This is a genomic window from Alkaliphilus oremlandii OhILAs (assembly GCF_000018325.1).
Taxonomy (GTDB): Bacteria; Bacillota; Clostridia; order Peptostreptococcales; family Natronincolaceae; genus Alkaliphilus_B; species Alkaliphilus_B oremlandii.
On sequence record NC_009922.1, the window covers coordinates 300,496 to 323,009 of the forward strand.

General features: G+C 37.9%; 20 protein-coding genes and 1 riboswitch. Of the genes, 13 read left to right on the top strand and 7 right to left on the bottom strand.

Annotated elements, in window-relative coordinates; translation table 11 throughout:
- Positions 1-38: 38 nt before the first annotated feature.
- A complete protein-coding gene (locus tag CLOS_RS01355) occupies positions 39-662 on the bottom strand; it encodes a manganese efflux pump (RefSeq protein WP_012158132.1) in 624 nt (207 codons plus the stop codon).
- 231 nt (positions 663-893) lie between these two features.
- Positions 894-1,826 (bottom strand): calcium/sodium antiporter, encoded by a 933-nt coding sequence (locus CLOS_RS01360; protein ID WP_012158133.1) that lies wholly within the window; start codon positions 1,824-1,826, stop codon positions 894-896.
- Between the two features lie 345 nt (positions 1,827-2,171).
- On the opposite strand from CLOS_RS01360, the gene CLOS_RS01365 reads away from it, so the two are divergent.
- The 3 genes from CLOS_RS01365 (at position 2,172) to CLOS_RS01375 (ending at position 5,687) form a co-directional block, all read left to right on the top strand.
- Positions 2,172-3,374 (top strand): AI-2E family transporter, encoded by a 1,203-nt coding sequence (locus CLOS_RS01365; RefSeq protein WP_012158134.1) that lies wholly within the window; start codon positions 2,172-2,174, stop codon positions 3,372-3,374.
- A gap of 343 nt (positions 3,375-3,717) precedes the next feature.
- Positions 3,718-4,458, top strand: coding sequence for a beta-ketoacyl-ACP reductase (locus CLOS_RS01370; RefSeq protein ID WP_012158135.1), 741 nt, complete (start codon positions 3,718-3,720; stop codon positions 4,456-4,458).
- A 50-nt stretch (positions 4,459-4,508) separates the two neighbouring features.
- Positions 4,509-5,687, top strand: coding sequence for an acetyl-CoA C-acetyltransferase (locus CLOS_RS01375; protein WP_012158136.1), 1,179 nt, complete (start codon positions 4,509-4,511; stop codon positions 5,685-5,687).
- Between the two features lie 131 nt (positions 5,688-5,818).
- On the opposite strand, the gene CLOS_RS01380 is transcribed toward CLOS_RS01375, so the two are convergent.
- Entirely contained in the window at positions 5,819-6,682 is an 864-nt protein-coding gene (locus CLOS_RS01380) for a DMT family transporter (RefSeq protein WP_012158137.1), read from the bottom strand.
- A gap of 240 nt (positions 6,683-6,922) precedes the next feature.
- Here CLOS_RS01380 and CLOS_RS01385 point away from each other — a divergent pair, with 240 nt between their 5' ends.
- Together CLOS_RS01385 and CLOS_RS01390 are read left to right on the top strand one after the other, a co-directional pair.
- Positions 6,923-8,083, top strand: coding sequence for an MGDG synthase family glycosyltransferase (locus CLOS_RS01385; protein ID WP_012158138.1), 1,161 nt, complete (start codon positions 6,923-6,925; stop codon positions 8,081-8,083).
- 115 nt (positions 8,084-8,198) lie between these two features.
- Complete coding sequence (locus tag CLOS_RS01390; protein WP_012158139.1) at positions 8,199-9,137, top strand: TDT family transporter; 939 nt, start codon at positions 8,199-8,201, stop codon at positions 9,135-9,137.
- A 116-nt stretch (positions 9,138-9,253) separates the two neighbouring features.
- On the opposite strand, the gene CLOS_RS01395 is transcribed toward CLOS_RS01390, so the two are convergent.
- Genes CLOS_RS01395 through CLOS_RS01405 form a run of 3 tightly spaced genes read right to left on the bottom strand, consistent with a single transcriptional unit; the run spans position 9,254 to position 12,883 of the window.
- The gene (locus CLOS_RS01395) at positions 9,254-9,724 is read right to left on the bottom strand and encodes a (2Fe-2S)-binding protein (protein WP_012158140.1); all 471 of its coding nucleotides are present in this window, start codon (positions 9,722-9,724) and stop codon (positions 9,254-9,256) included.
- Positions 9,721-10,560, bottom strand: a complete 840-nt coding sequence (locus CLOS_RS01400; protein WP_012158141.1) for an FAD binding domain-containing protein — start codon at positions 10,558-10,560, stop codon at positions 9,721-9,723. The genes CLOS_RS01395 and CLOS_RS01400 overlap by 4 nt, the downstream gene beginning before the upstream one ends.
- Positions 10,547-12,883 carry a xanthine dehydrogenase family protein molybdopterin-binding subunit gene (locus tag CLOS_RS01405; protein WP_012158142.1) on the bottom strand — a complete coding sequence of 779 codons (2,337 nt, stop codon included), beginning with the start codon at positions 12,881-12,883 and terminating at the stop codon, positions 10,547-10,549. Before CLOS_RS01405 ends, CLOS_RS01400 begins: the two co-directional genes overlap by 14 nt.
- Positions 12,884-13,091: 208 nt before the next feature.
- Here CLOS_RS01405 and CLOS_RS01410 point away from each other — a divergent pair, with 208 nt between their 5' ends.
- The 7 genes from CLOS_RS01410 (at position 13,092) to CLOS_RS01440 (ending at position 20,328) form a co-directional block, all read left to right on the top strand.
- Complete coding sequence (locus CLOS_RS01410; protein ID WP_012158143.1) at positions 13,092-15,209, top strand: methyl-accepting chemotaxis protein; 2,118 nt, start codon at positions 13,092-13,094, stop codon at positions 15,207-15,209.
- Positions 15,210-15,374: 165 nt separating this feature from the next.
- A complete protein-coding gene (locus tag CLOS_RS01415; protein ID WP_012158144.1) occupies positions 15,375-16,226 on the top strand; it encodes a phosphate ABC transporter substrate-binding protein in 852 nt (283 codons plus the stop codon).
- A 118-nt stretch (positions 16,227-16,344) separates the two neighbouring features.
- Complete coding sequence (gene pstC / locus CLOS_RS01420; RefSeq protein ID WP_012158145.1) at positions 16,345-17,280, top strand: phosphate ABC transporter permease subunit PstC; 936 nt, start codon at positions 16,345-16,347, stop codon at positions 17,278-17,280.
- Complete coding sequence (gene pstA, locus CLOS_RS01425; protein ID WP_334290425.1) at positions 17,273-18,103, top strand: phosphate ABC transporter permease PstA; 831 nt, start codon at positions 17,273-17,275, stop codon at positions 18,101-18,103. The genes pstC and pstA overlap by 8 nt, the downstream gene beginning before the upstream one ends.
- 49 nt (positions 18,104-18,152) lie before the next feature.
- On the top strand, positions 18,153-18,905 hold the full coding sequence (pstB, locus tag CLOS_RS01430) for a phosphate ABC transporter ATP-binding protein PstB (RefSeq protein WP_012158147.1): 753 nt from the start codon (positions 18,153-18,155) through the stop codon (positions 18,903-18,905).
- A gap of 11 nt (positions 18,906-18,916) precedes the next feature.
- Complete coding sequence (gene phoU, locus CLOS_RS01435; protein WP_012158148.1) at positions 18,917-19,567, top strand: phosphate signaling complex protein PhoU; 651 nt, start codon at positions 18,917-18,919, stop codon at positions 19,565-19,567.
- 170 nt (positions 19,568-19,737) lie between these two features.
- On the top strand, positions 19,738-20,328 hold the full coding sequence (locus tag CLOS_RS01440) for a 5' nucleotidase, NT5C type (RefSeq protein ID WP_012158149.1): 591 nt from the start codon (positions 19,738-19,740) through the stop codon (positions 20,326-20,328).
- A gap of 58 nt (positions 20,329-20,386) precedes the next feature.
- Here the strand turns inward: CLOS_RS01440 and CLOS_RS01445 are convergent, their stop codons facing one another.
- A complete protein-coding gene (locus tag CLOS_RS01445) occupies positions 20,387-20,584 on the bottom strand; it encodes a helix-turn-helix domain-containing protein (RefSeq protein WP_012158150.1) in 198 nt (65 codons plus the stop codon).
- A 284-nt stretch (positions 20,585-20,868) separates the two neighbouring features.
- Between CLOS_RS01445 and CLOS_RS15155 the strand changes: the two genes are divergently transcribed.
- The gene (locus tag CLOS_RS15155) at positions 20,869-22,227 is read left to right on the top strand and encodes an FMN-binding protein (RefSeq protein WP_012158151.1); all 1,359 of its coding nucleotides are present in this window, start codon (positions 20,869-20,871) and stop codon (positions 22,225-22,227) included.
- An 83-nt stretch (positions 22,228-22,310) separates the two neighbouring features.
- Positions 22,311-22,500: riboswitch (cobalamin riboswitch) on the top strand.
- Positions 22,501-22,514: the final 14 nt, after the last annotated feature.

Consider the following 22,514-nt stretch of genomic DNA (forward strand, 5'->3'; position numbering starts at 1 on the left):
TCGGAAACGCACTTTTTTCTATATTGATCTTGTGTTAATTACAGCCACTTCAATAAACCTGAAAAAATCAATATACTACCAGGCAACAGGGAAGTTTTAAGACTGCTATTATAATGTGTTATTTTTGTGCCCAAATATTGACCATATAAAATCGAGATAATATTAGAAAAAAGAACCAATGGAAGAAAATATAAATAATTAATGCCGCCTAGTGAAAGACCGAAACCTATTCCAAGGGCATCAATGGATAATACAAAGCCTAAATATAACGCACCTTTAAGATCTAGATTCCCTGAAAAATCTAAATCTGCTTTAGTATAGTCCAATGCTATGTCTATTATAATACCTAACTTAGGAATATAAAATTTAGCTAATCTACAGTCATTGGTCGTTTCAATCTTATATTTAATGAACCCTTCTAACATAAAAAAGATCCCTAAACCCACCAGGATAAGGCAACTTATCAAAGAAGAAGTGTGCTGGGAAATATATTGTCGCATTACACTAGCAAAATATATGGATACACCCAATACCACAATATTTACCAAATTAATTATGAATACAGCCATTTTTGATATTCTTATTTTTTTGATTCCATAAGTGATGCCTAATACAAAAGAATCTATGCAAATGGCTAGGGTTATTAATATTATTTCAGTCATTCTAACATCCTCCTTTATGAATTCCTTGATGAATAATCCTGATATATACTATTCTATAAGGAGGATAACGTGATATAAAAACAAAATCACCAGAGGATGGATCATTCCGTTTTGATATATAAGAATGGTGTGTTAAATTTTCTTCGAAGTGCTGCGTATGGAAAAATAAAAATTACAATCAGATTTGATTGTAATTTTTATAAACACGAATTCAGTTCTAAAACCAACTATTTACCGGCGTAAATAGATAAATACAAAGTAAAAAAGGTAGAGCATCATTAAAACGAACCCTTCTAAACGAGAGATTTTTTTATGGGTATAGGAAAATATAAATAATAAAAAAGTAAATAGTAACATAAAAGCCAAATCAATTATAAGATGGGAACTGAAAGCAATTGGAGAAATAAGCGAGGATACGGATAAAACAAATAAGATATTAAATATGTTACTTCCAATGATATTCCCGACTGCGATATCATCATTTTTTTTATGACAGGCCACAAGACAGGTTATTAATTCTGGTAATGATGTACCAAATGCAACGACTGTTAATCCGATGAACGCCTGGCTAAAGCCTAATAAGGTTGCGATTTTTACCGATGCATCTACAATGTAGTAGCCGCTGATAACAAGACCAATAATACCTAATACTAAATAGAAAAGTATATGGATCAAATCCATACTTTGACGATTCAAATCATTTCCTTTTTTACGACTGGATTTGCTTGTAAGCCATAGGTAATTTAAATAAATAAAAAGAAGAATAGCAAGGATCAGTCCATCTTTGTTGGATAGACCATCTACAACCAAAAGAATAAATGCAGCGCTGCTGATGAAAGCAAATGGAATATCAACACGTATGACAGACCAATCTGCCTTAATCGTATATATTAATGAAGTTATTCCAATAACAATGCCTATATTGATGATATTACTTCCTGTGATATTACCAATCACAATCTCACTCTTTTTCTGAAAGGATGCAATTATATTGACAGATGCTTCTGGGGCACTTGTTCCAAATGCCACTACTGTTAGACCCACAATTAGTGGAGAAATGCCTAAATAGAGCGCAAGTGCAGAAGAAGCGTCAATCAGCCAATCTGCAGATTTAATGATAGCTAAAAAACTTACGATTAATACGATAAATGGAATTAGGTTCACGTATATTCCCCCTTCATACAGTGAATTATTTTTAAAAAGACAATTGAGATACAATAAATTTCAAGAATTATTCTCGTATAGATTTACTGCTCTATAGATGTATATAGGAATAGCTTGATTAATATTATTGATTTATAGGATAAAATAATTTTGATGCAGATTCAGATATCCTCCTGAACTTCATTGAATAGTGTGATCATAAACGTTTAACTGATGAAATGTGATGCTGTATTTAATAAGACGGATTGATAGGAGCCCATGGAATAAGTAGAAGTAGTATTTATAAAAAATATACGGTACAATAAATCTATGGAATCGTACTATTTTAAGGAAAGGGGCAGCACAGTGAAAATTAAATTAGATAGGCAATATTTCAAGTATTCATTCTATGGATTTTTAACCATCGGTTTATCGATCCTCTTTTATCTAACGTTGATCAACTTAGGAAATTTCAGTCAATGGGTTTATGTTCAATCCAGTAGGATCGGCAAGGTTTTAAACTCTGTGATCATTGGAATCTCCATCGCTTATATATTGAACCCAGGAGTTCGATGGTTTGAGACCAACGTATATAATAAAAGTAAAAAAATAAAATCCATTAAAAAACTTCCAAGGGCATTGAGTATTATCAGTGTGTATTTATTTTTGTTCAGCTTAATTGCAATGGTCATCATTTTTGTCGTTCCTCAAATCGGTGGGAATATCATTGAGATCAGTCGAAGGGTTCCAGAATATCTGAATGCCACCATCGACTTTGCAGATGAGCTTATTGAAAAATGGGCAAAGGATCTTCCAAGCACCAGCAATTTAAATAATGTTGGGGAATATATCGAAGCCAATATCAATACAATATTTTCAAATACGAAGCTGGTCCTAGATTATATTTTTAATAATTTAATTATGCGTGTGATGAATATTACTTCTGGAATTTTAAACTTTGTAATGGGAATTATCATTTCCTTTTATCTCTTGGGGGATAAGGAATCCTTTAAAAAAGGAACGGAAAGAATATTAAGGGCAGTATTCAGTAAGAAGACCGTGGATCGTGTGGTTGATCTGGGGAGGGAAGCAGATACCATCTTCGGAAAGTTTGTCGTCGGCAAATTCATCGATTCCTTCATCATAGGGGTTCTTTGCTTTATCGGATTGACGATATTAAAAATAAAATATGGCTTATTAATTAGTGTTATTATTGGTATTACCAACATGATTCCTTATTTTGGACCTTTTATTGGTGCAGTGCCTGCTGTTCTAATCACATTATTCGACAGCCCCATTAACGCCATATGGGTTATGATATTTATTTTTATTTTACAACAGTTCGACGGATTGTATTTAGGACCGAAAATACTGGGAGACAGTGTAGGCATAAGCCCTTTTTGGATTATTTTCTCCATTGTTTTAGGTGGTGGCCTTTACGGTGTACTAGGTATGTTCTTGGGTGTACCAGTCGTTGCAATCATAACCACCTTCTCTAATAGGCTCATCGATTGGCAGCTGGAAAGAAAAGAAGAAAAAGAGCATCAAGAAAACATACAGATGAAATAGTCAATCTGGATTAGAGTGTAGTCAAAATGTACAAGAAAACAAAGAAAGTGTATAAAAAAACAACAGTTTTTTTAAAAAAAAGGACTACAGTTCATAGAAATACAGGAAAAAACGATTGTTTTGAGCACTTAAAACTCTAAGCCCCACCTAGAGTTCAGTGCGACATCAGGATTGTGAGCCAGAGTGAACAAATTTTATTTTAAGGTGGCATGGAAATTGCATTGATTTACTGTAGCATCCAACATAAACTATAATTATCTAGATTCTTATGAAGTATAGGGATGGTTCACCTAGATGTATCCCAGTGAAAGTACATTATAAATGATATAAGGAGGCTTTTAAAATGAGATTAGATGGTAAAGTTGCAGTTGTAACAGGATCAACTTCCGGTATTGGTAAAGCTACAATCGTTAGATTTGCAGAAGAAGGCGCCAAGGTAGTTGTTTGGGGTATTACGGAGGCAGAGGTAAACCCTGTAGTAGCAGAGCTAGAGGAAAAAGGCGCAGAAGTACTGGGTGTCGTTGCCAACGTAACAGATTACGAGGAAGTAAACCGCACCATGGATCAAATCAAAGAGCATTTTGGAAAAATTGATATCATTGTTAACAATGCAGGGATTACAGCAGATGCACAAATATTAAAAATGACAGAAGAGCAATTTGATAAAGTTATCAGCGTAAACTTAAAAGGTGTATTTAACACTGGCCAAGCAGCAGCTAAAATAATGGCAGAGCAAGGTTTTGGTGTAATTTTAAGCACTTCTTCCGTTGTTGGATTATACGGCAACTTTGGACAAACAAACTATGCGGCAACAAAGTTTGCAGTAATCGGAATGACAAAGACATGGGCAAAAGAACTGGGAAGAAAAGGTGTAAGAGCCAATGCAGTAGCACCAGGATTCATTGCTACTGAAATGACTGCAAAAATGCCAGAAAATGTATTGACAATGATGAAAGAAAAATCTCCTTTAAAAGCGCTGGGTGAGCCAAGAGATATTGCCAATGCATTCTTGTTCTTAGCATCGGATGAGGCAAAATATATTAGTGGTGCTGTACTTTCTGTAGACGGCGCAGTTACATTATAGAATATAGGGAACGATAAAAAAGAATTGAAAAATAGTAAAGAGGTGGCAAAATGAGAGAAGTTGTAATCGTAGGTGCTGCAAGAACACCAATTGGAAGCTTTGGTGGGGCATTGAAAGATGTCAGTGCAGCAGATTTAGGAGCCATTGCAATTAAAGGTGCTTTGGATAGAGCTGGAGTTTCGCCAGATATGGTCGATGAAGTGTTTATGGGTTGTGTTCTGCAAGGTGGTTTAGGGCAGAACGTTGCAAGACAATCGGCGATTAAGGCGGGTATACCAAATGAAGTATCCTCTATGACCTTAAATAAAGTATGTGGTTCAGGGCTGAGAGCTGTTTCCTTAGGTGCGCAAACCATTATTGCGGGAGACAATGACATCGTTGTAGTTGGTGGAACAGAAAATATGTCTCAAGCGCCATACGTTCTAAAGGATATGAGATGGGGTGCAAGAATGGGAGATGCCAAGACCATCGATACTTTAACCAATGATGCATTGACCTGTGCTTTTAATAATTACCACATGGGTATGACGGCAGAAAACCTTGCAGAGAAATATAGTATTTCTAGAGAAGAACAGGATCTATTTGCAGTAGGAAGCCAAAACAAGGCAGAAGCTGCACAGAAAGCAGGTCTTTTCGATGCTGAAATCGTACCAGTGACTGTTCAGACAAGAAAAGGCGATATTGTTGTAGATAAAGACGAATACATTAAATATGGAACAACAATTGAAAGTGTATCTAAATTAAGACCAGCTTTTAAGAAGGATGGTACAGTAACTGCTGCCAACGCTTCCGGTATCAACGATGGTGCTGCAGCTCTTATCATTATGAGCAAAGAAAAAGCCGATGAACTAGGCATTAAGCCCTTGGCTAAAATCGTAGCTTATGCATCCGGTGGAGTAGACCCTGCCATTATGGGATATGGACCGGTGGCTTCTACAGAGAAAGTATTTAAGAAATCTGGATGGGCGGTAGAGGATTTAGAGCTCATCGAAGCGAATGAAGCTTTTGCAGTTCAAGCGCTGTCCGTAGCACAAGGCTTAAACTTCAACAAAGACATCGTCAATGTTAAAGGTGGTGCCATTGCTTTAGGACACCCTGTTGGAGCAAGTGGTGCAAGAATATTGGTTACATTGCTCTATGGAATGGAGCAAAGAGATGCGAAAAAAGGCCTAGCAACATTATGTATCGGCGGAGGCATGGGCACATCTTTATTGGTTGAAAGAATATAGAATTTTAAAATGCCACAGGAATGAATTTTCCCTGTGGCATTTGTTTGAATCACTTAAAATTTTAAGCGTGCTTAAAATTGAGTGCATCATAAGGTTTGTGAGCCTAAGCGGCCAAATTTTATTTCACTAAATTAGCTTGTTGCCCCATCTGAAATCCCTCTCCTTGCAATATAGTTGATATAGGCACCTCCTAACACGAAAATCACACCGATACTGCTCATTAGATTCGGAACCTCACCCCAAAGTAAAATACCAATCAATATGGAAAATACAGTGTTGCCATAGGAATAAATGGACAAATCTCCAGCTTCCGCATACCGATAGGCGATGGTCATTAGGTACTGTGCCGCCGTTGAAAAGATGCCCACAGAAAGTAAGGAGAGGAAGGTGATTGTATTTGGTATGATAAAATCACCCACGGTGATGAAGGGGATGGTGATGATGGTCGATATGCCAGTGAAATAAAATACAATGAGATTCGGTGTGTCCGTCAATCTTAAGTGGCGAATCATTGTATAGGCAGAAGCTGCAAATATAGAGGAAGCAATTCCAAGGGCTGCTGGCAAAAAGGCGTAATCAAATTGGGGCTGAGCTATGAAGAGTACGCCCATTAATGCGGATACAATTGCAGGGATCTGAAGCTTTTTAATTTTTTCCCCTAAGAATAGAGCAGCCAATAGAATTACAAAAAATGGATTGAGCTGATTCAGCACCACAGCATCGGCCAAAGGCAGGTGATCGATTGCGTAAAAGTACAATAGAACGCCTAGAAAGCCCAAGATTCCACGATAGGATAGATATCTCGTATTGTTCCCTTTAAAACTTTCGCCCATCTTAAAAATTCTATATCCAGAGAATAAAAAACCAATGATATTTCTAAAAAACACTTTTTCCATTGTGGGGATGTCCCCGGAGAATTTAACCGCTGCTGCCATCAAAGCAAAAAACAAAGAGGAGGACAGCATATATAGAATTCCTTTATTGCGATCTGTCACAATATCATCTCCCAATAAAATTTTAAAAAAGGTCCATATACTACTTTATGATATAATTGTTAAAAAGGTACTTTTTATGGAAATTTTAAGATAAATTTAATATTTAGTTAATTCGTATTTAATATTATATTGTTATACTTAAAGTAGATAAGAGATTATCTAATCAATACAAATTATAAAAACATATCAGAGTGTCTATAGATTAGATGCGGTTTCAGTATATAATGGGGGATGATATAGGTGAAGAGAGACCGATATAAAGTAATGATTATGACAGCATCTGTAGGGCTGGGACACGATCAGGCTGCAAATGCAATTAAGAAAAACTTATTGAACAAATACCACAACGTAGATATAGAAATTGTTGATTTTATAGAAATTTTTCCATCTTATTTAGGAGGAATCATTAAATCCACCTACTTAAAAATGATCGATATCGTACCGAGCTGGTACAATATTCTGTATCAGGGAACGACGAATCTCAATAGATCCAGTAAGGTGACCAGTATATTTGCATATAAATATATTAAGAAAATCAGGGAAGTGATTGAAGCTTCAAATCCAGATATGATTTTGTTTACCAATCCTTTTCCTTCCACGCTGGTGTCCCATTTAAAGAGAAAAAACAAAATAAACATTGAGACCGCCACAGTCATAACAGATTATACCGTTCACGGTGTATGGATCGATCCAACCATTGATCACTATTTCGTTGGAAGCAATATTTTAAAGCAAGAAATGATATCCAAAGGGGTGGAGGGGTCCAAGATCCATGCGACGGGAATCCCTATTGACACCAAGTTTTCCGCACCAGTGGATAGAGAAAGCGTCCTTTCCGACTTAGGTCTTCATAAGGATCTACCGACGGTATTGATCATGGGTGGTGGATTAGGTCTAGGCTCCATGGAAGAGATTTTAGAAACTACGGACAGTGTGGATCGAATGCTGCAAATCATCATCGTAGCAGGAAAAAATCAAGTGCTAATGAATAGTCTTGAAAATAGACCATACAACACGAAGCATCACGTAAAAGTTCTAGGATTTTGTGAAAATATCCATGAGCTCATGGATGTTTCCCATCTTTTAATCTCTAAAGCGGGAGGGTTAACGATGACAGAAGCCATTTCCAAAGAGCTTCCTGTATTGGTTTTCGATCCGATTCCCGGACAAGAAGTTAAAAATGCACAATATTTTTCCGATATTGGTGCTGCAATGTACTTGAAGGATTTAAAAGAACTGAGAAATTCAATAGAAGAGCTACTGTTTATAAACCCAGAGAAAAGAGAAAAAATGGTGAAATGCTGTGCTACCATAAAAAAATTAGATGGTGCAGAGGATATTTCAAAAATCATAGTTGAGAACATGAGTCAAATGTATTATCGTGATTTATTTTTTCTATAGATAGCCATTCAAATATAGATAGATTCAATTTTTATTTAAGGAACCCCTATGAGATAATTAGATTGGTTTTAGATTCATAAAACTTTAACAATCATAATTTTAGGGGGAGTAATCGATGGGAAGTAAAGTTATCAAAAAGATTTCGATTCCGATTGGAGGATTAATGCTAGGGCTTGCTGCTTTAGGAAACTTGGTTCAGTCTTATGGAGAGCTATATCGCAACATTTTTGGAATCATTGCTGCGATTATATTCGTTTTAATTGCAGTAAAAACCATTACGGACTTTAACAGCATAAAGGAAAGCTTAAATAATCCAGTGGTAGCCAGCGTAGCACCAACCATATCCATGGGGATCATGATTCTATCCACCTATGTGAAACCTTATTTTCCAGCGGTAGCTTACGGCGTATGGATTGCAGGTCTTGCACTTCACGGACTTTTAATTATTTATTTTACTGGAAAGTATATCTTAAATTTTAATATTCAAAAAGTGTTTCCAAGCTATTTCATCGTTTACGTAGGGATTGTGGTGGGGAGCGTAACGGGACCTGCTTTTAATCAAATTCAATTGGGAAGAGGCTTGTTTTGGTTTGGGCTTGTATCCTATTTGGTGCTATTACCAATTGTTATCTACAGAGTGGTTCAAGTGAAAAATATTCCAGAACCAGCCATGCCGACCATTGCCATCTTTGCAGCGCCAGCGAGTCTTTGCTTAGCCGGTTATATGAATTCTTTTGAAAATAAAAATACAACGATGATCGCATTTTTAGCAGGGCTGTCTATATTAATGCTTGTGTATGCTCTTTTAAATATGCCAAAGCTACTAAAGCTTCCATTTTATCCTAGCTACTCTGCTTATACCTTCCCATTTGTCATCAGTGGGATTGCTTTAAAGCTGACCAATGGCTTCTTGGTGAAGTCTGGTAGTCCAATTGCTTGGCTAAAATATCTCGTAAAGTTTGAAGAAGCTGTAGCCCTTATTTTGGTCGTATATGTCCTAATTAAATATGTGATATTCCTTATGGACAGTCCGAAGGAAGTGGCAAAAGCATAACATAAAATTTGTTCGCTTCGGCTTACAAACCTTAGGGCGCACTGAATTTAAATTTTCAAGTGTCAAAAACAAAAAGCCGTATTCCCAACTTATTAGGAATACGGCTTTTCTATTGACTATTCATTGATATTCAAAATAGATTTAATTGCAGCTTCGATTTCTTCGTAGCTCGTACATCGACAGATATTGGATTGAAGCCATGCTTCTATGGTAGCATCGCTGGCGTTGGGATGCATGTGCGCAAGAGAGTGACAGACCATAAGAAAACCAGAGGTGCAATAGCCACATTGAAATCCAAAGTTTTCTACAAAGGCCTTTTGAATTGGTGCATTCTGCAAGCCTTCCACCGTAAGGATTTTTTTATCCACGGCTTCCACCGTAAGCATCAAGCAGGACTTTATGGGAAGGTGATCCACCAATACAGTACAGGCACCGCAATCCCCATTCTCGCAACCGGGTTTTGCACCCGTTAGACCCAGTTCTTGGCGCAGGGTATGGAGTAATGTATCCGATGGTTTCACAGATACTCTTCTGTCTTCTCCATTGATGTTCAGGGTGAATACGGTGGGACAGAGAACTTTCATCATGGATGGCTCACCTCGAATCTTTTTAGGACATCCTGCAGGATTTGTTGGACTACAAATTTCCTATATTCAGAGGAACCGCTCACATCCTCTAATATAGGTGCTGGTATGTTTTCTAGGACTCGCCTTATTTTTTCTTGGAAGGAATAGTCGCCATTGTTCAAAATTTCTTCTACTAAGATGGAGCGGAATGGAGAATCACAGAGCCCACTAAAAGCAATTTGGATATTCTTATTTTTTTGCAAGGCTGATGCTGTGATTAAAGGATAATCGATCTTTTCGTATTTCGTTCTTTTCACATGAAAATAAGGAAGCGATAGAAATTCTTTACCGACGATCACTTGAAGAATCATATCTCCTTCTGAAAGAAGAAGTTTTTCTTGAAAGACATCCTTTAAGGGAACTGTATGGATACCGGAATATCCTGCCAACACGACGTTACTTTCTGCTACCAGCAGCGGCAGAATGGCTTCTCGATAGATGATGGTACCAGCTAGATTTCCTCCCAGTGTAATCTTTCCTTGAATCGTGTGGTCCGCTATCCTTTCAATGGTTAAGCTGAGCAATGGGAAGAAATTTAACTCCGCAATCTGGGTCAGCGTCAGTGCAGCGCCCAGGTACAAACGATCGTCTCTTATTTCATGGACATTGCACTCTGGAATTCCTTTAATATCAATGATTGCATCGGAATATACATTGTGCATTCTAGCCATGCTAATAAATTCGGTACCGCCACCATAATACATCGGCTTTGCCCCCTGCTTCTTTACTTCCCTATATAATTCTATGGCCTCTTCTAAGGTTTCCGGTCTGTAATATTTAAAATCAAAGGGTATCATAGTGGCCTCCCGTCTTTATTTTCCAAATATCCTCTGGAGAAATTGGTATCTTGTTAAAATCTGCTTCTGCTGCCAAGGACAGAGCGTTGGCAAAGGCAGAAGGAATTCCTAAGATGCCATGCTCGCCTAAACCTTTTGCACCGAGAGGAGCATCCTGCTGCGGTGTTTCAACGAAATCCACCGAGTATTCTGGTTGTTCTCCTAAGCGAATCAACTTATAGGTTCGAAGGGAGGTGTTTTCCAATACATTATGGAGATCATAAATAAATTCCTCCCTAGTTCCTAGACCCAGTCCCATGCTCATTCCCCCCATGAGGACACCTTTCGCTGCTTTGGGGTTGATTACCGTACCTGCATCAATGACGGTTGCTGCCCTTAATATGCGGTAGGTATAATTTTTAGGGTCATATTCTAGTTCTACAGCTTGAGCACCTACGGTCCAAGACAATCCAGATCTGCCCTCGCCAGTTTCCTGATGAAGGGGTGTAAGATGCTTCATAGTATAGCTGCCATAGGCTATGATTTGTCCACCGATGGCATTACCATTTGCATACTGATATCCCTGTGCTAAATCCTTGAACTCAATGGAGATGGAGGGATTGCTAGTAACGTATACCTGCTCATTTCCAATATCTAGATCTTCAGGAGCACATTGAAGGATAGCAGCACCAATGGTACAAAGCTTTTTCTTTAAATCCTCAGCGGCCTTAAGAGCTGCATTCCCTGCCATGAAGGTGGTCATACTTGCCACAGTTTTCCAATGCTTAGGACTGAACTGGGTATTGACCTCCATCGTCACATAAACTTTGTTGATATTCATACGAAGCTTATGTGCAACGATTTGTGCAATGGTGGTTTTCATTCCAGGACCGATTTCAACAGCGCCAAAGTTCAGCTGAACAGTTCCGTCGCTATGAAGAGACAGGACAACGCCAGAGATCGCATTGGTAGGGGAAGAAGATGTTTTCCAGAAACAGCTGATTCCTTTGGAGATCACCATCCCGTTCTTTTTTACTATTCGTGAACCTTTTTTCCAGTCCATGGTCAGCTTTAATTTCTCTAGGCATTGGCTCAAATTGCCCATGTTACTTAAGGTCATTGTAGTCTGTGTTGGAGAAAGATCGCCGGGCTGAATTAAGTTTTTCATTCGCAATTCCATGGGATCCATTTTTAACCTTGCTGATAGTTGGTCTAGGATCCTTTCCATGCAAAAGGTGGAGGCACAATGCCCAAATCCACGGTAAGCCGTAACGTAGGTTTTATTCGTGTATACGGAGAACGCGTCACACCAAAGATTTTCAATGCGGTATGGACCGGAGCAGTCTGCAGAGATTGCTTTTGCCATACGGGGTCCGCTATCCGTATAAGCACCACAATCAACATAATAGGTACATTCCAATGCTTGAATGTAGCCTTCTTTTGTTGCGCCAATTTTTATTTGGGCTTCCACACTTATTTTGGCTGGAGAAGTACCGATGTCCTCCTCTCTGGTATTGGCGATGCGCACCAGCTTTCCACCTACTGCTAAAGAGGCCAAATAAGCTAATATTTCAAGATTGAGGCTGGACTTTCCACCAAAGGCGCCTCCAACCAAGGGAACACGGACGATGATATTACCCTCGGGAATGCTGAAAAGCTGGCTCAGGTCCTCTTTTATAGTAAAAGGCATCTGTGAAGAGGTATCGATGATGACATTACCGTTGGGCAGAATTTGTGCCTGTGCATTTCTAGTCTCCAAGGCAATATGGTCCGAGCTGGGCATTGAAAAGCTGGACGCTACAATAACATCGCTTTGCTGCCATCCCAAGTTCATATTTCCTTTTCTTATTTTTTCATGGGTGGAGATATTTGTGCCCGGAATTGGATATACATCTTGAACGGCACAGGAATAACTTCCTAGATTTTCGTGTAGAAGCACTGCGTCTGGTTGAACCGCGTCTTTTATGGTACGTACAATGGGTAAAGGTTCATAATCTATTTTTATCAGCTGCAAGGCACTCATAGCCTCGGCTTCACTGCTGGCTACCACTAAGGCCACGGGCTCCCCCCAATATCGAACCCGATTCCTTGCAATGGGTGGTCGATCCTTAAGGATCGGACCGCTTAAAGTTGGCATATAATCTCCTGTGATGACAGCTTTCACACCGGCAGCTTTCATTGCTGGTGCAATATGAATTTTTTTTATAAGTGCATGGGCATATGGACTTGTCAGTACTTTTGCATATAAGATACCTGCGACTGGTGTATCGCCATTGTATTTTGCGGCACCAGTGACCTTATTCCAAGCTTCTTTTCTCGAGATATGAACGCCTATTGTATCCATCGTATTTCTCCTCGCCATTGGTAATGAATCGTTTATTGATGGTTATATTTTATCCATTTGTGTTGAATCTATCCAATCCTATAAAAATCTTTCAAAGAAGGGAGAGGCATAAGAAATTATATTTAACTGGAATTTAACAGCATGTTAATAGAAGATTTACATGACTGTATTATCATGGTGACTAAACGTGAACATGAGGGGGATCATTATGGGATTCAGACATAAAATTTTAACAAAAATATTATGGATATTTTTATCGATACAGTTTGTTTCTTTGATTGCACTTATTACATATCAGTCGATCCAGAGTAAGCAGCTCATAGAAAGATTTTCAAAGCAGTCAGAATCCTTATTGGTTACTCAAATCGAAAGATCTGCCGAAATCTTATTTAGCACCGTGGAAAAGAGCATATTAGCAGTTTCTAGAGAAGAAAGTGTAACCGATATTTTAGTAGATAAAAAGTATGAAGAACAGATTATAAAAGATTTCAAGAAATATGGAGAAGCCAATGGCAGTATTCGAGCACTGATGTTAGGAACTCATAATGATCAATTTTACCGCTATCCCTTTAATGATAAAAAGCTGGCGAATTATCAGCCCACAGAAGAAATCTGGTATAAGAAAGCTATGGAGAATAAAGGACGAGTGATCTATACCTCTCCATTTAAAGACGAAATTACAGGAGAAACCGTCATTGCCATTGCCAAAACGGTAAATAAGGATGGCAATGTGAATGGCGTCATAGGAGCCACACTATCCATTGATTTATTTCAGCAAATTTTACAGGATATTACCATTGGCCAATCGGGCTATGCATTTGCGGTGAATCAGGAGGGAACCATAACGGCACATAAGGATTCTGAAATGATCGCTCAAAGTATATTACAGAGCGACCTTTATACAAAAATGGTATCCGCTGATGAGGGGTCGGTATATTATGCTGAAAAAGGAAACCAGCAGTTTGTGGAATACGTAACCAATGAGCGGACAGGTTGGCGATTTGCGGTTACCATGGGATATTATGAAATTCAGAATCAAATATGGACAAGTATCCTTCGAAATTTAGTGATTTTTGTTGTTGCTCTTATCCTATGCACAGTTTCAAGTCTATGGATTGTAAAAGGCATTGTAAGTCCCATTCTTCAGGTAGTAAAAGCCATGAAGAAGGTAGAACAAGGCGATTTAGCTGTCGGCTTAGATATTCATACGCAGGATGAAATCGGTCAGTTGGTTCAAGGGTTTAATCACATGGTGATCCAGATTAAAAATTTAGTTTTAGAAATATCCTTGGCCTGTAGGACTTTGCTGGATGTATCGGGTCAATTCAGTATGGTTTGTGAGAATAATGTAGCTTCTGTTCAACAGATCAATACCTCCATCGAAGATATGTGGGTAGGCTTAGAAAATCAAGCACAGCAGGGGGAGAATGTATTGAATAGGATGGAGGCGTTTACCAAGTGCATCGAAAGTGTTGTAAATAATATACACATCATTAATAGAGAAACTTCCTTTAATAAAAAGATTAGTGAAGAAGGTATGAAGTCTGTGGAAGCGCTAAATAAGGCTTCGAAACTAAACCTAGATAATGTAGAGCATATGCTGATCGAAACACAGGGTCTCCATGAAAAATCGCGTATGATTATAACGATTATCGATCATATCGAAAAGATAGCAAAGCAAACGAACCTAATCTCCTTAAATGCATCGATTGAAGCGGCAAGAGCTGGAGAACATGGCCGAGGATTTGCTGTTGTGGCAAGTGAAATTCATAATTTGGCAGAAGAAAATGGACAACTAGTAAAAAAAACACGTACATACTTAAGCAATATGCTAACTCAGGTGGATAAAACTGTGGAGACCATGGAGGGAATGAAATTGACCTCCCATAGTGAGTATGAATCCATGCTAAAAGCAAAGGAAGTATTTATGGAAATTGATCGTAGAACGAATCAAATTTTCTTGGAAATGGATAATTTAAATCAATCCGTTCTGTTAATGAAGGGTCATAATAAAGAAGTTCTTTCCGAAGTAAGAAATATAGCGGAAGCAACGGACAATTTTGCCCATGCCAGCAAGGGGATTTATCAAAGTGTGGGGGTTCAGACAGCGGGGATAGAGCAGTTATTTGTAGCAGGCGAGGACATTACGCAGATGACAAGATTATTGGAAGAAAAAATTAGCCGATTTTATTTAGAGGAAGAAGAACTGGTAGAGGACATAGCAATAGATGAAGAAATAGAAGAAGTGACAGAAAAAGAAGAAGTCGAAGAAGCGGTTCCAGAAAGAGAAGTAGTGGAAGGGATATTAATAGAAGAAGCAAGCTAAGCAAGACACTACAAAAATACATTTTAGAGGATATGGGATCAAGATGATTAACAGAGAGTTAACAAAATCATCATATTGCGTTAACAAAAATAGAGTAAAGTATTATTTGTAAGGTAGAGAAATAAAAAACAAAAAAACAAAAAGGCTAAGGAGAGATAATGAAAGATGAAAAAAGTAATGAGCGTTATTTTAGTAATAATGGCGATGGCAGTAATATTTGTTGGTTGTTCATCAAAATCTTCTGATATAGGGACAAAAACTTCTGGGGAGACACCAACAGAAACTAAATTACAAGGAACAGTAAGTATCATCGGATCTACTTCAGTACAACCGATTGCACAAACATTAGCAGATGAATTTTCAAGCATCGAAACAGGAATCAAGGTGGATATACAAGGTGTTGGTTCTACTGCTGGTGTAAAGGCAGCAAATGATGGAACAGCGAATATTGGGACGGCTTCTCGTGAATTAAAAACAGAGGAGAAAGAATGGGGATTAACTGAGCATGTCATTGCATTAGATGGAATTGCAATTGCCATTCATCCAGAAAATACTATCACTGATTTAACAAAGGAACAAGCTGCTCAAATTTTTAAAGGTGAAATTACAAACTGGAAAGAAGTGGGCGGAGCTGATGCAGAGATCATTGTAGTTAGCCGTGAAGACGGTTCTGGTACAAGAGGTGCATTTGAAGAAATTCTAAAGATGGAAGGCGAACTTAGTGAGAAAGCATTAATTGCAGAAGGAAACGGTGCAGTTAAACAAAATATTGCTACAAAAACAAATGCCATTGGATATGTTTCTCTTGGATACTTAGATAATTCCATCAAAGCCCTTAAAATTGATGGTGTAGAAGCAACTGTTGCAAACATCCAATCCAATCAATATACCGTTTCAAGACCATTCCTAATGCTGACAAAGGGAGAACCTACTCCAGAAACAAAAGCCTTTTTAAACTTTATTATGAGTAGTGAAGGTCAAAAAATTGTTGCAGAAGATTATATTCCCGTAAAATAATACCTATGGAATAATAGCGATCAACAAATAAATCGTAGGCGAAGGATGACTCCGTATTGAAATTTTATGGAGTCTAAATTCTTTTACAAAATCTACAAAAGTAGAAAGGAGTGATGGAATGAAGGATAGTAGCAATGCATTGATGATGAAAAAGGAAAAATTGAATATACAGAATGTAGATCATCAGTTGAAAAGAAATAAAACGAAGGATTTAGGGGAACAAGTCATAGAAACATTTTTCTTTGTGTGTGCTTTGGTCGCTGTTCTATCCGTAGTTATTATTACTGTGTATATTTTTGTGAAAGGTGTCCCTGCGATTTCTGAAATAGGATTGAGAAACTTTACGTTGGGTCAGAAGTGGAAACCGCTGCAAGGGGTTTTTGGTATATTTCCGATGATTATCGGATCGATTTATGCTACGCTGGGTGCTATTGTGATGGGTGTGCCAATTGGCGTATTAACAGCAGTATTTTTAGCAGAAGTTGCACCGGGGTGGCTTGTGAAAATTGTAAAGCCAGCGGTGGAGCTATTGGCTGGCATACCTTCCGTTGTATATGGTTTTTTTGGTCTGGTAGTGATTGTTCCTCTGATTAGTAAGCATTTTGGAGGTCCAGGAAATAGCTTATTGGCAGTGAATGTTATGCTGGGTATTATGATTCTTCCCACCATCGTGAATATTTCTGAAAATGCAATACGTTCCGTACCGAAGGAATATAAGGAAGCATCACTGGCATTAGGGGCGTCTCAAATCCAAACTATTTTTAAAGTGATATTACCAGCAGCTCGTTCTGGTATTTTAACATCAGTTGTACTTGGCATCGGAAGGGCAATCGGCGAAACCATGGCGGTAATATTAGTAGCGGGAAATACGCCGGCCATTCCCAAAGCTTTAACTGAGCCAATGCGCACCCTAACTGCAAATATTGCGATGGAAATGTCCTATGCACAGGGTCTGCATCAAGAAGCATTATTTGGAACAGGGGTCATCTTATTTATTTTTATCATGATCTTAAATATAGCCCTCAATATTTTTACCAATAAGGCAGGTGAATAACTTGATATCGAGACAAAAGCAAGATGCTTTGATTAAAAGCTTCATATGGATTTCTGCTTTTATTACCGTAGGAGTATTGGCATGGATCTTAATTTATATAATTTCCAATGGCATTTCTGAGATCAGCTGGGACTTTTTAACCAATGATGCAAAAGGAAAGAATGCTGGGATATTCCCTATGATTTTAAATACCTTATATCTTATTTTATTATCCTTGGCTATTTCTACCCCCATTGGTGTTTGTTCTGCAATTTATTTAGTAGAATATGCAAAGGCTGGAAAGATTGTACGAGTCATTCGATTTGCAACAGAGAGCTTGGCTGCGATCCCATCCATTATCTATGGATTATTTGGAATGATATTCTTTGTTATTGCATTAAAATTAAACTTCTCCATTGTATCGGGCGCTATTACTTTGAGTATGATGGTATTACCTACAATCATTAGAACCACCGAAGAGGCGTTAAAGTCTGTACCCAATAGCTACAGAGAGGGGAGTCTAGCCCTAGGCGCTTCAAAATTGAAGACGATTCTCAGTATTATTCTTCCAAGTGCCATGCCAGGCATTATAACAGCGGTGATATTAAGTATTGGTAGAGTTGTTGGAGAGACAGCGGCAGTATATTTAACAGCAGGAATGGTACCTAGAGTCGCTGGCAGTATTATGGAGTCTGGCAGAACCTTATCGGTACATCTCTATATATTAGCAAAAGAAGGGATTTCCTTTCAGCAAGCAGATGCAACTGCCTTTGTATTGATTCTGATCGTATCCATTATAAACTTTATAGCAAATAAAATCGCATCAAGACTAAAAAGAATATAGTCTTTAGAAAAATTTGAATCGGCGAAGGAATAAGATGGGAGGCAAACAAATGTCTAAAATTGTTGTTGAAGATTTAGATTTATATTATGGCGCGTTTCAGGCCCTACAAGATATTTCTTTAAACATAGAAGAAAAGAAAGTCACCGCGTTAATCGGTCCTTCCGGTTGTGGAAAATCAACATTTTTAAGAACGCTAAACAGAATGAACGATTTGATTGACAATGTGCGGATAGAGGGTAAATTGGAATTAGACGGAAAAGATATTTACAGTAAAGACTTAGATGTGGTAGCTCTTAGAAGACGAGTAGGAATGGTGTTTCAAAAGCCCAATCCTTTTCCAAAATCTATCTATGAAAACGTCGTATATGGACCCAGGTCCTACGGTGTAAAATCGAAAATAGAGTTAGATTCAATTGTAGAGAAAAGTTTAAAGAAGGCGGCTTTATGGGATGAGGTAAAGGACCGATTGAATAAATCTGCCCTTGGATTATCGGGTGGACAGCAGCAAAGGCTATGTATTGCCAGAGCATTGGCAATGGAGCCTGAAATATTGCTGATGGATGAGCCTACATCTGCATTAGATCCGATTGCTACTGCTAAAATAGAAGAACTTGTATCAGAAATTAAAAAGGAGTATACCATCGTAATTGTGACACATTCCATGCAGCAAGCAGCAAGAATATCCGATTTTACGGCATTCTTCTTAATGGGCCAGTTAATCGAAGTGGGTAAAACGAAGGAGATTTTCACCATGCCGAGAGATAAACGAACAGAGGATTATATTACAGGTCGATTTGGCTAAGGAGGTATAAAATGAGAGAAAAATTTACAAATCAATTAAGGGAGCTTAATCTTAAGATGTTGAAAATGGGTGCTATGGTAGAGCATATCATTGATCTGTCCATTGAGGCTCTAGTGAAACGAGATTTAGAGCTGGCAGGAAAGATTAATAAACTAGATGATGAAATTGACGAATTAGAGCTTGAAATAGAAATTGAATGTATGCAGATATTGGCACTGCAACAGCCTATGGCAAAAGATCTAAGGGTTATAGGTACCATATTGAAGATCATAACCGACTTAGAGCGTATGGGGGATCATGCCGTGAATATTGCGAAGACCACGATTAAGATAGGAAATGCCCCTCTAATTAAACCATTAATCGATATCCCTAGAATGTCGAAGCTGTCTCAAGATATGGTAAGCAAAAGTCTGGATGCCTTTATGAAGGAAGATATAGAACTGTCTAGAGCCATAGCAGCAGAGGATGAATTGGTAGATAAAATCTATGAGGATATTTATATGGAGCTGATCGGAATGATGATAGAAAAACCGGAAATTATTGAACAGGCGACACATCTTCTATTCATTGGTAGGTTTTTAGAGCGGATTGCAGATCACGCCACCAATATAGGGGAAAGAGTGATCTATATGGTGACTGGAGAACGTGTTGAGATTAATTAATAAAAATACACGAAATTATAGTTCTGAGCATATGGGCCTAAGCACACAAATTACCTGCAATAAAGTATGGGTTATTTAACGGGTTATTAACTATAAGTTAATGTAGACTTAATTTCTATCTGAATATAAAGATGTATACTATAGATAGAAATTAAAGGAGAGGTGATTGGATGAAGCTTAATTTATGTATTGATATTGATGGAACGATTACAGATGCATACTATTGGTTAGAGCGAGCAAATCAGTATTTTGGAAAAAATTTAAAACCCAAGGATGTTACTACCTATGACATTCATGAAGTATTAAGGATTCCAAGAGAAGAGTACGATAAGTTTTATGAATTATATAGCAAAGAGATCCATCTGGAAGCGGAAGTTAGAGAAAATGCGCAGAATGCACTTGTAAGCTTAAATAGTAAAAATAATATTTTCTATGTTACAGCAAGAAGTCAGAGAATGAAAAGCATAACCGAAGAGTGGTTTCACAAAAACAATTTACCGAAAGGGAAGCTATATTTATTAGGATCTCACTATAAGGTAGATCAAGCGAAAGAACTATCCTGCCATATTTTTATAGAAGATCGCTATGAAAATGCATTGGAAATTGCAGCGGCTGGGTTTAAGGTGCTATTGATGGATTGTTACTATAATCGAAAAGAATTGATGCCAGGTATAACAAGGGTTTTCAACTGGGTAGAGGTCTATAATGAAATCGAAAAATATAGGGAAGAAATTATAAAAGGAACCATTAAAATTGCTTAATCGTTCCTTTTATTGTGTTTATTTATTTTATTGGACCCATGCGGTCATGTGATGCTCTTTAGTTTAAAATCAACTCGTCAACTTTAACACCCAATACTTTGGCCAATACAACTACTTTATTGAGGGAAGGATTTTTTTTAGCTCCCCGTTCCAGCTCTTCAATATAGCTTTTCGAGATATGCGTTAAGTTGGAAATATCCAAGGTGGTGTATCCTTTGATATTTCTTAGCTCTCTAACTTTTAAACCATTCAGCATAAAATTCCTCCTTTAAATTAGAAGCTTCAATCATCTAATCGGTATGGTCTAATTTACATTAAAGGTGCATCTCAATTAAATTATATAAAATTAACTTAAACTTTGCTTTAACAACAAGTTAAGTTTTAGTAAATATATAAAATTTGCTTCAATATTGTAGGAAAACGAACGATTTTCACATAGTATTTACTATTAAAAACTTGTTTTAAAAATATAAAAATTATGGTATGATAGTATGGCATGATATTATGATACAATTATAACAATTACGGAGGTGTTTGGTTGTGGATAAGCAACAAAAAGCTGCACTTATTATAATGCCTATAGTAGCGATTGGTATTTTAGCTGGTGGAATGTTTATGTCAAACAAAGGAGCTACAGCTTCAGCTGCTACTTATACAGATGGGGTATATGAAGGTGTAGGAGAAGGATTCGCTGGACCAATTAAGGTTAAGGTTGAAGTTGCAGGTGGAAAAATTGCTTCTATAGATTTATTAGAGCATAGTGAGACACCGGGAATCGGTGATGTAGGAGCGCAAAATGTTATTGACAGCATTATAGCAGAACAAAAGGCAGATGTAGATGTATCTTCTGGCGCAACGTTCTCAAGTAACGGTGTAATGGAAGCCGTTAAGAATGCCCTAAGCGCTGCTGGCGGAACACAAAGCTTTACTGATGGAGAATTCGAAGGTACTGGTGAGGGCTTCGGAGGACCAATTAAAGTTAAAGTCGTAGTTTCTGGTGGAAAGATCACTGGGATCGAGCTATTAGAAAATAGCGAGACACCAGGCTTAGGAGATGTAGGCGCACAAAATGTTATCGATAGCATCATAGCAGAACAGAAGACAGATGTAGATGTATCTTCTGGTGCAACATTCTCAAGTAACGGTGTAATGGAAGCGGTTAAAAATGCTTTAGCTGGTGGAACTGCAGGCGCTAAGGAAGAGCCAGCAGAAGAAGCAGTTGAAGAAGTTGAATTTATAGATGGCGTTTATGAAGGAGCTGCAGAAGGTTTCCATGGCGATATCAAAGTAAAAGTAGAAGTTAAAGATGGTAAGCTTGTAAGCATCGAAGTTTTAGAGCACGGTGAAACTGAGGGCTTAGGAGATGTTGCATTAACAGAGCTATCCAATGCAATGATCGAAAAACAAACGGTAGCAGTGGATGGTAAAACAGGAGCAACCTATTCTAGTAAAGGAATTCAAGCTGCTGTGATTAATGCATTAAAGAGTGAGGCAATGGCTACTGCAGAAGCAACAGACAAAAAAGCTGAAGAAGTGAAAGTGGAAGATAAGAAGGAAGAAGCTAAAGAAGAGCCTAAAAAAGAAGAGCCTAAAAAAGAGGAAGCTAAACCAGCGGAACCTGCTAAGGCAGATGGCTTTAAAGATGGTACCTACGTAGGAAAAGCGGAAGGTTTCTACGGTAACATCGAAATGAAGGTTACCATTGCTGGAGGAAAAATCTCAGACGTTACAATTAACAAAATGGATGAGACAGAGGGCATCGGTGACGTGGCAGTGAAGAAGATTGCAGAAAATGCTAAGGCTAAGAATACAGGAAACCTAGATACCATATCTGGAGCAACTGTTTCAAGTACAGGAGCAATTACAGCGATTAAAAATGCATTAAGCCAAGCGAAATAACAATTCAATCATACTATAAAAAGCACTGGATGAAGTCCAGTGCTTTTTTAAATAGCCCATAGATTCACTATTGTTGACAGAAATGTACAGATGAGATATAATAAATCTGAATAAACAGTAAAATACAAATAAGGGAATTGGGTTAGAATCCCAAACGGTCTCGCCGCTGTATTAGCTGAATTTACTTCATATGCCACTGAATTTATGTTTGGGAAGGCGAAGTAAATGCTCTTAGGCTTAAGTCAGAATACCTTTATTCTAAATAATTTACGAGTCATAAGTTATTT

Coding starts and splice junctions, on each gene's coding strand:
- CLOS_RS01355 (WP_012158132.1), bottom strand. CDS start 662: ATGACTGAAATAATATTAATAACCCTAGCCATTTGCATAGATTCTTTT.
- CLOS_RS01370 (WP_012158135.1), top strand. CDS start 3,718: ATGAGATTAGATGGTAAAGTTGCAGTTGTAACAGGATCAACTTCCGGT.
- CLOS_RS01375 (WP_012158136.1), top strand. CDS start 4,509: ATGAGAGAAGTTGTAATCGTAGGTGCTGCAAGAACACCAATTGGAAGC.
- CLOS_RS01390 (WP_012158139.1), top strand. CDS start 8,199: ATGGGAAGTAAAGTTATCAAAAAGATTTCGATTCCGATTGGAGGATTA.
- CLOS_RS01395 (WP_012158140.1), bottom strand. CDS start 9,724: ATGATGAAAGTTCTCTGTCCCACCGTATTCACCCTGAACATCAATGGA.
- CLOS_RS01400 (WP_012158141.1), bottom strand. CDS start 10,560: ATGATACCCTTTGATTTTAAATATTACAGACCGGAAACCTTAGAAGAG.
- CLOS_RS01405 (WP_012158142.1), bottom strand. CDS start 12,883: ATGGATACAATAGGCGTTCATATCTCGAGAAAAGAAGCTTGGAATAAG.
- CLOS_RS01410 (WP_012158143.1), top strand. CDS start 13,092: ATGGGATTCAGACATAAAATTTTAACAAAAATATTATGGATATTTTTA.
- CLOS_RS01415 (WP_012158144.1), top strand. CDS start 15,375: ATGAAAAAAGTAATGAGCGTTATTTTAGTAATAATGGCGATGGCAGTA.
- pstC (WP_012158145.1), top strand. CDS start 16,345: ATGAAGGATAGTAGCAATGCATTGATGATGAAAAAGGAAAAATTGAAT.
- pstB (WP_012158147.1), top strand. CDS start 18,153: ATGTCTAAAATTGTTGTTGAAGATTTAGATTTATATTATGGCGCGTTT.
- phoU (WP_012158148.1), top strand. CDS start 18,917: ATGAGAGAAAAATTTACAAATCAATTAAGGGAGCTTAATCTTAAGATG.
- CLOS_RS01440 (WP_012158149.1), top strand. CDS start 19,738: ATGAAGCTTAATTTATGTATTGATATTGATGGAACGATTACAGATGCA.
- CLOS_RS01445 (WP_012158150.1), bottom strand. CDS start 20,584: ATGCTGAATGGTTTAAAAGTTAGAGAGCTAAGAAATATCAAAGGATAC.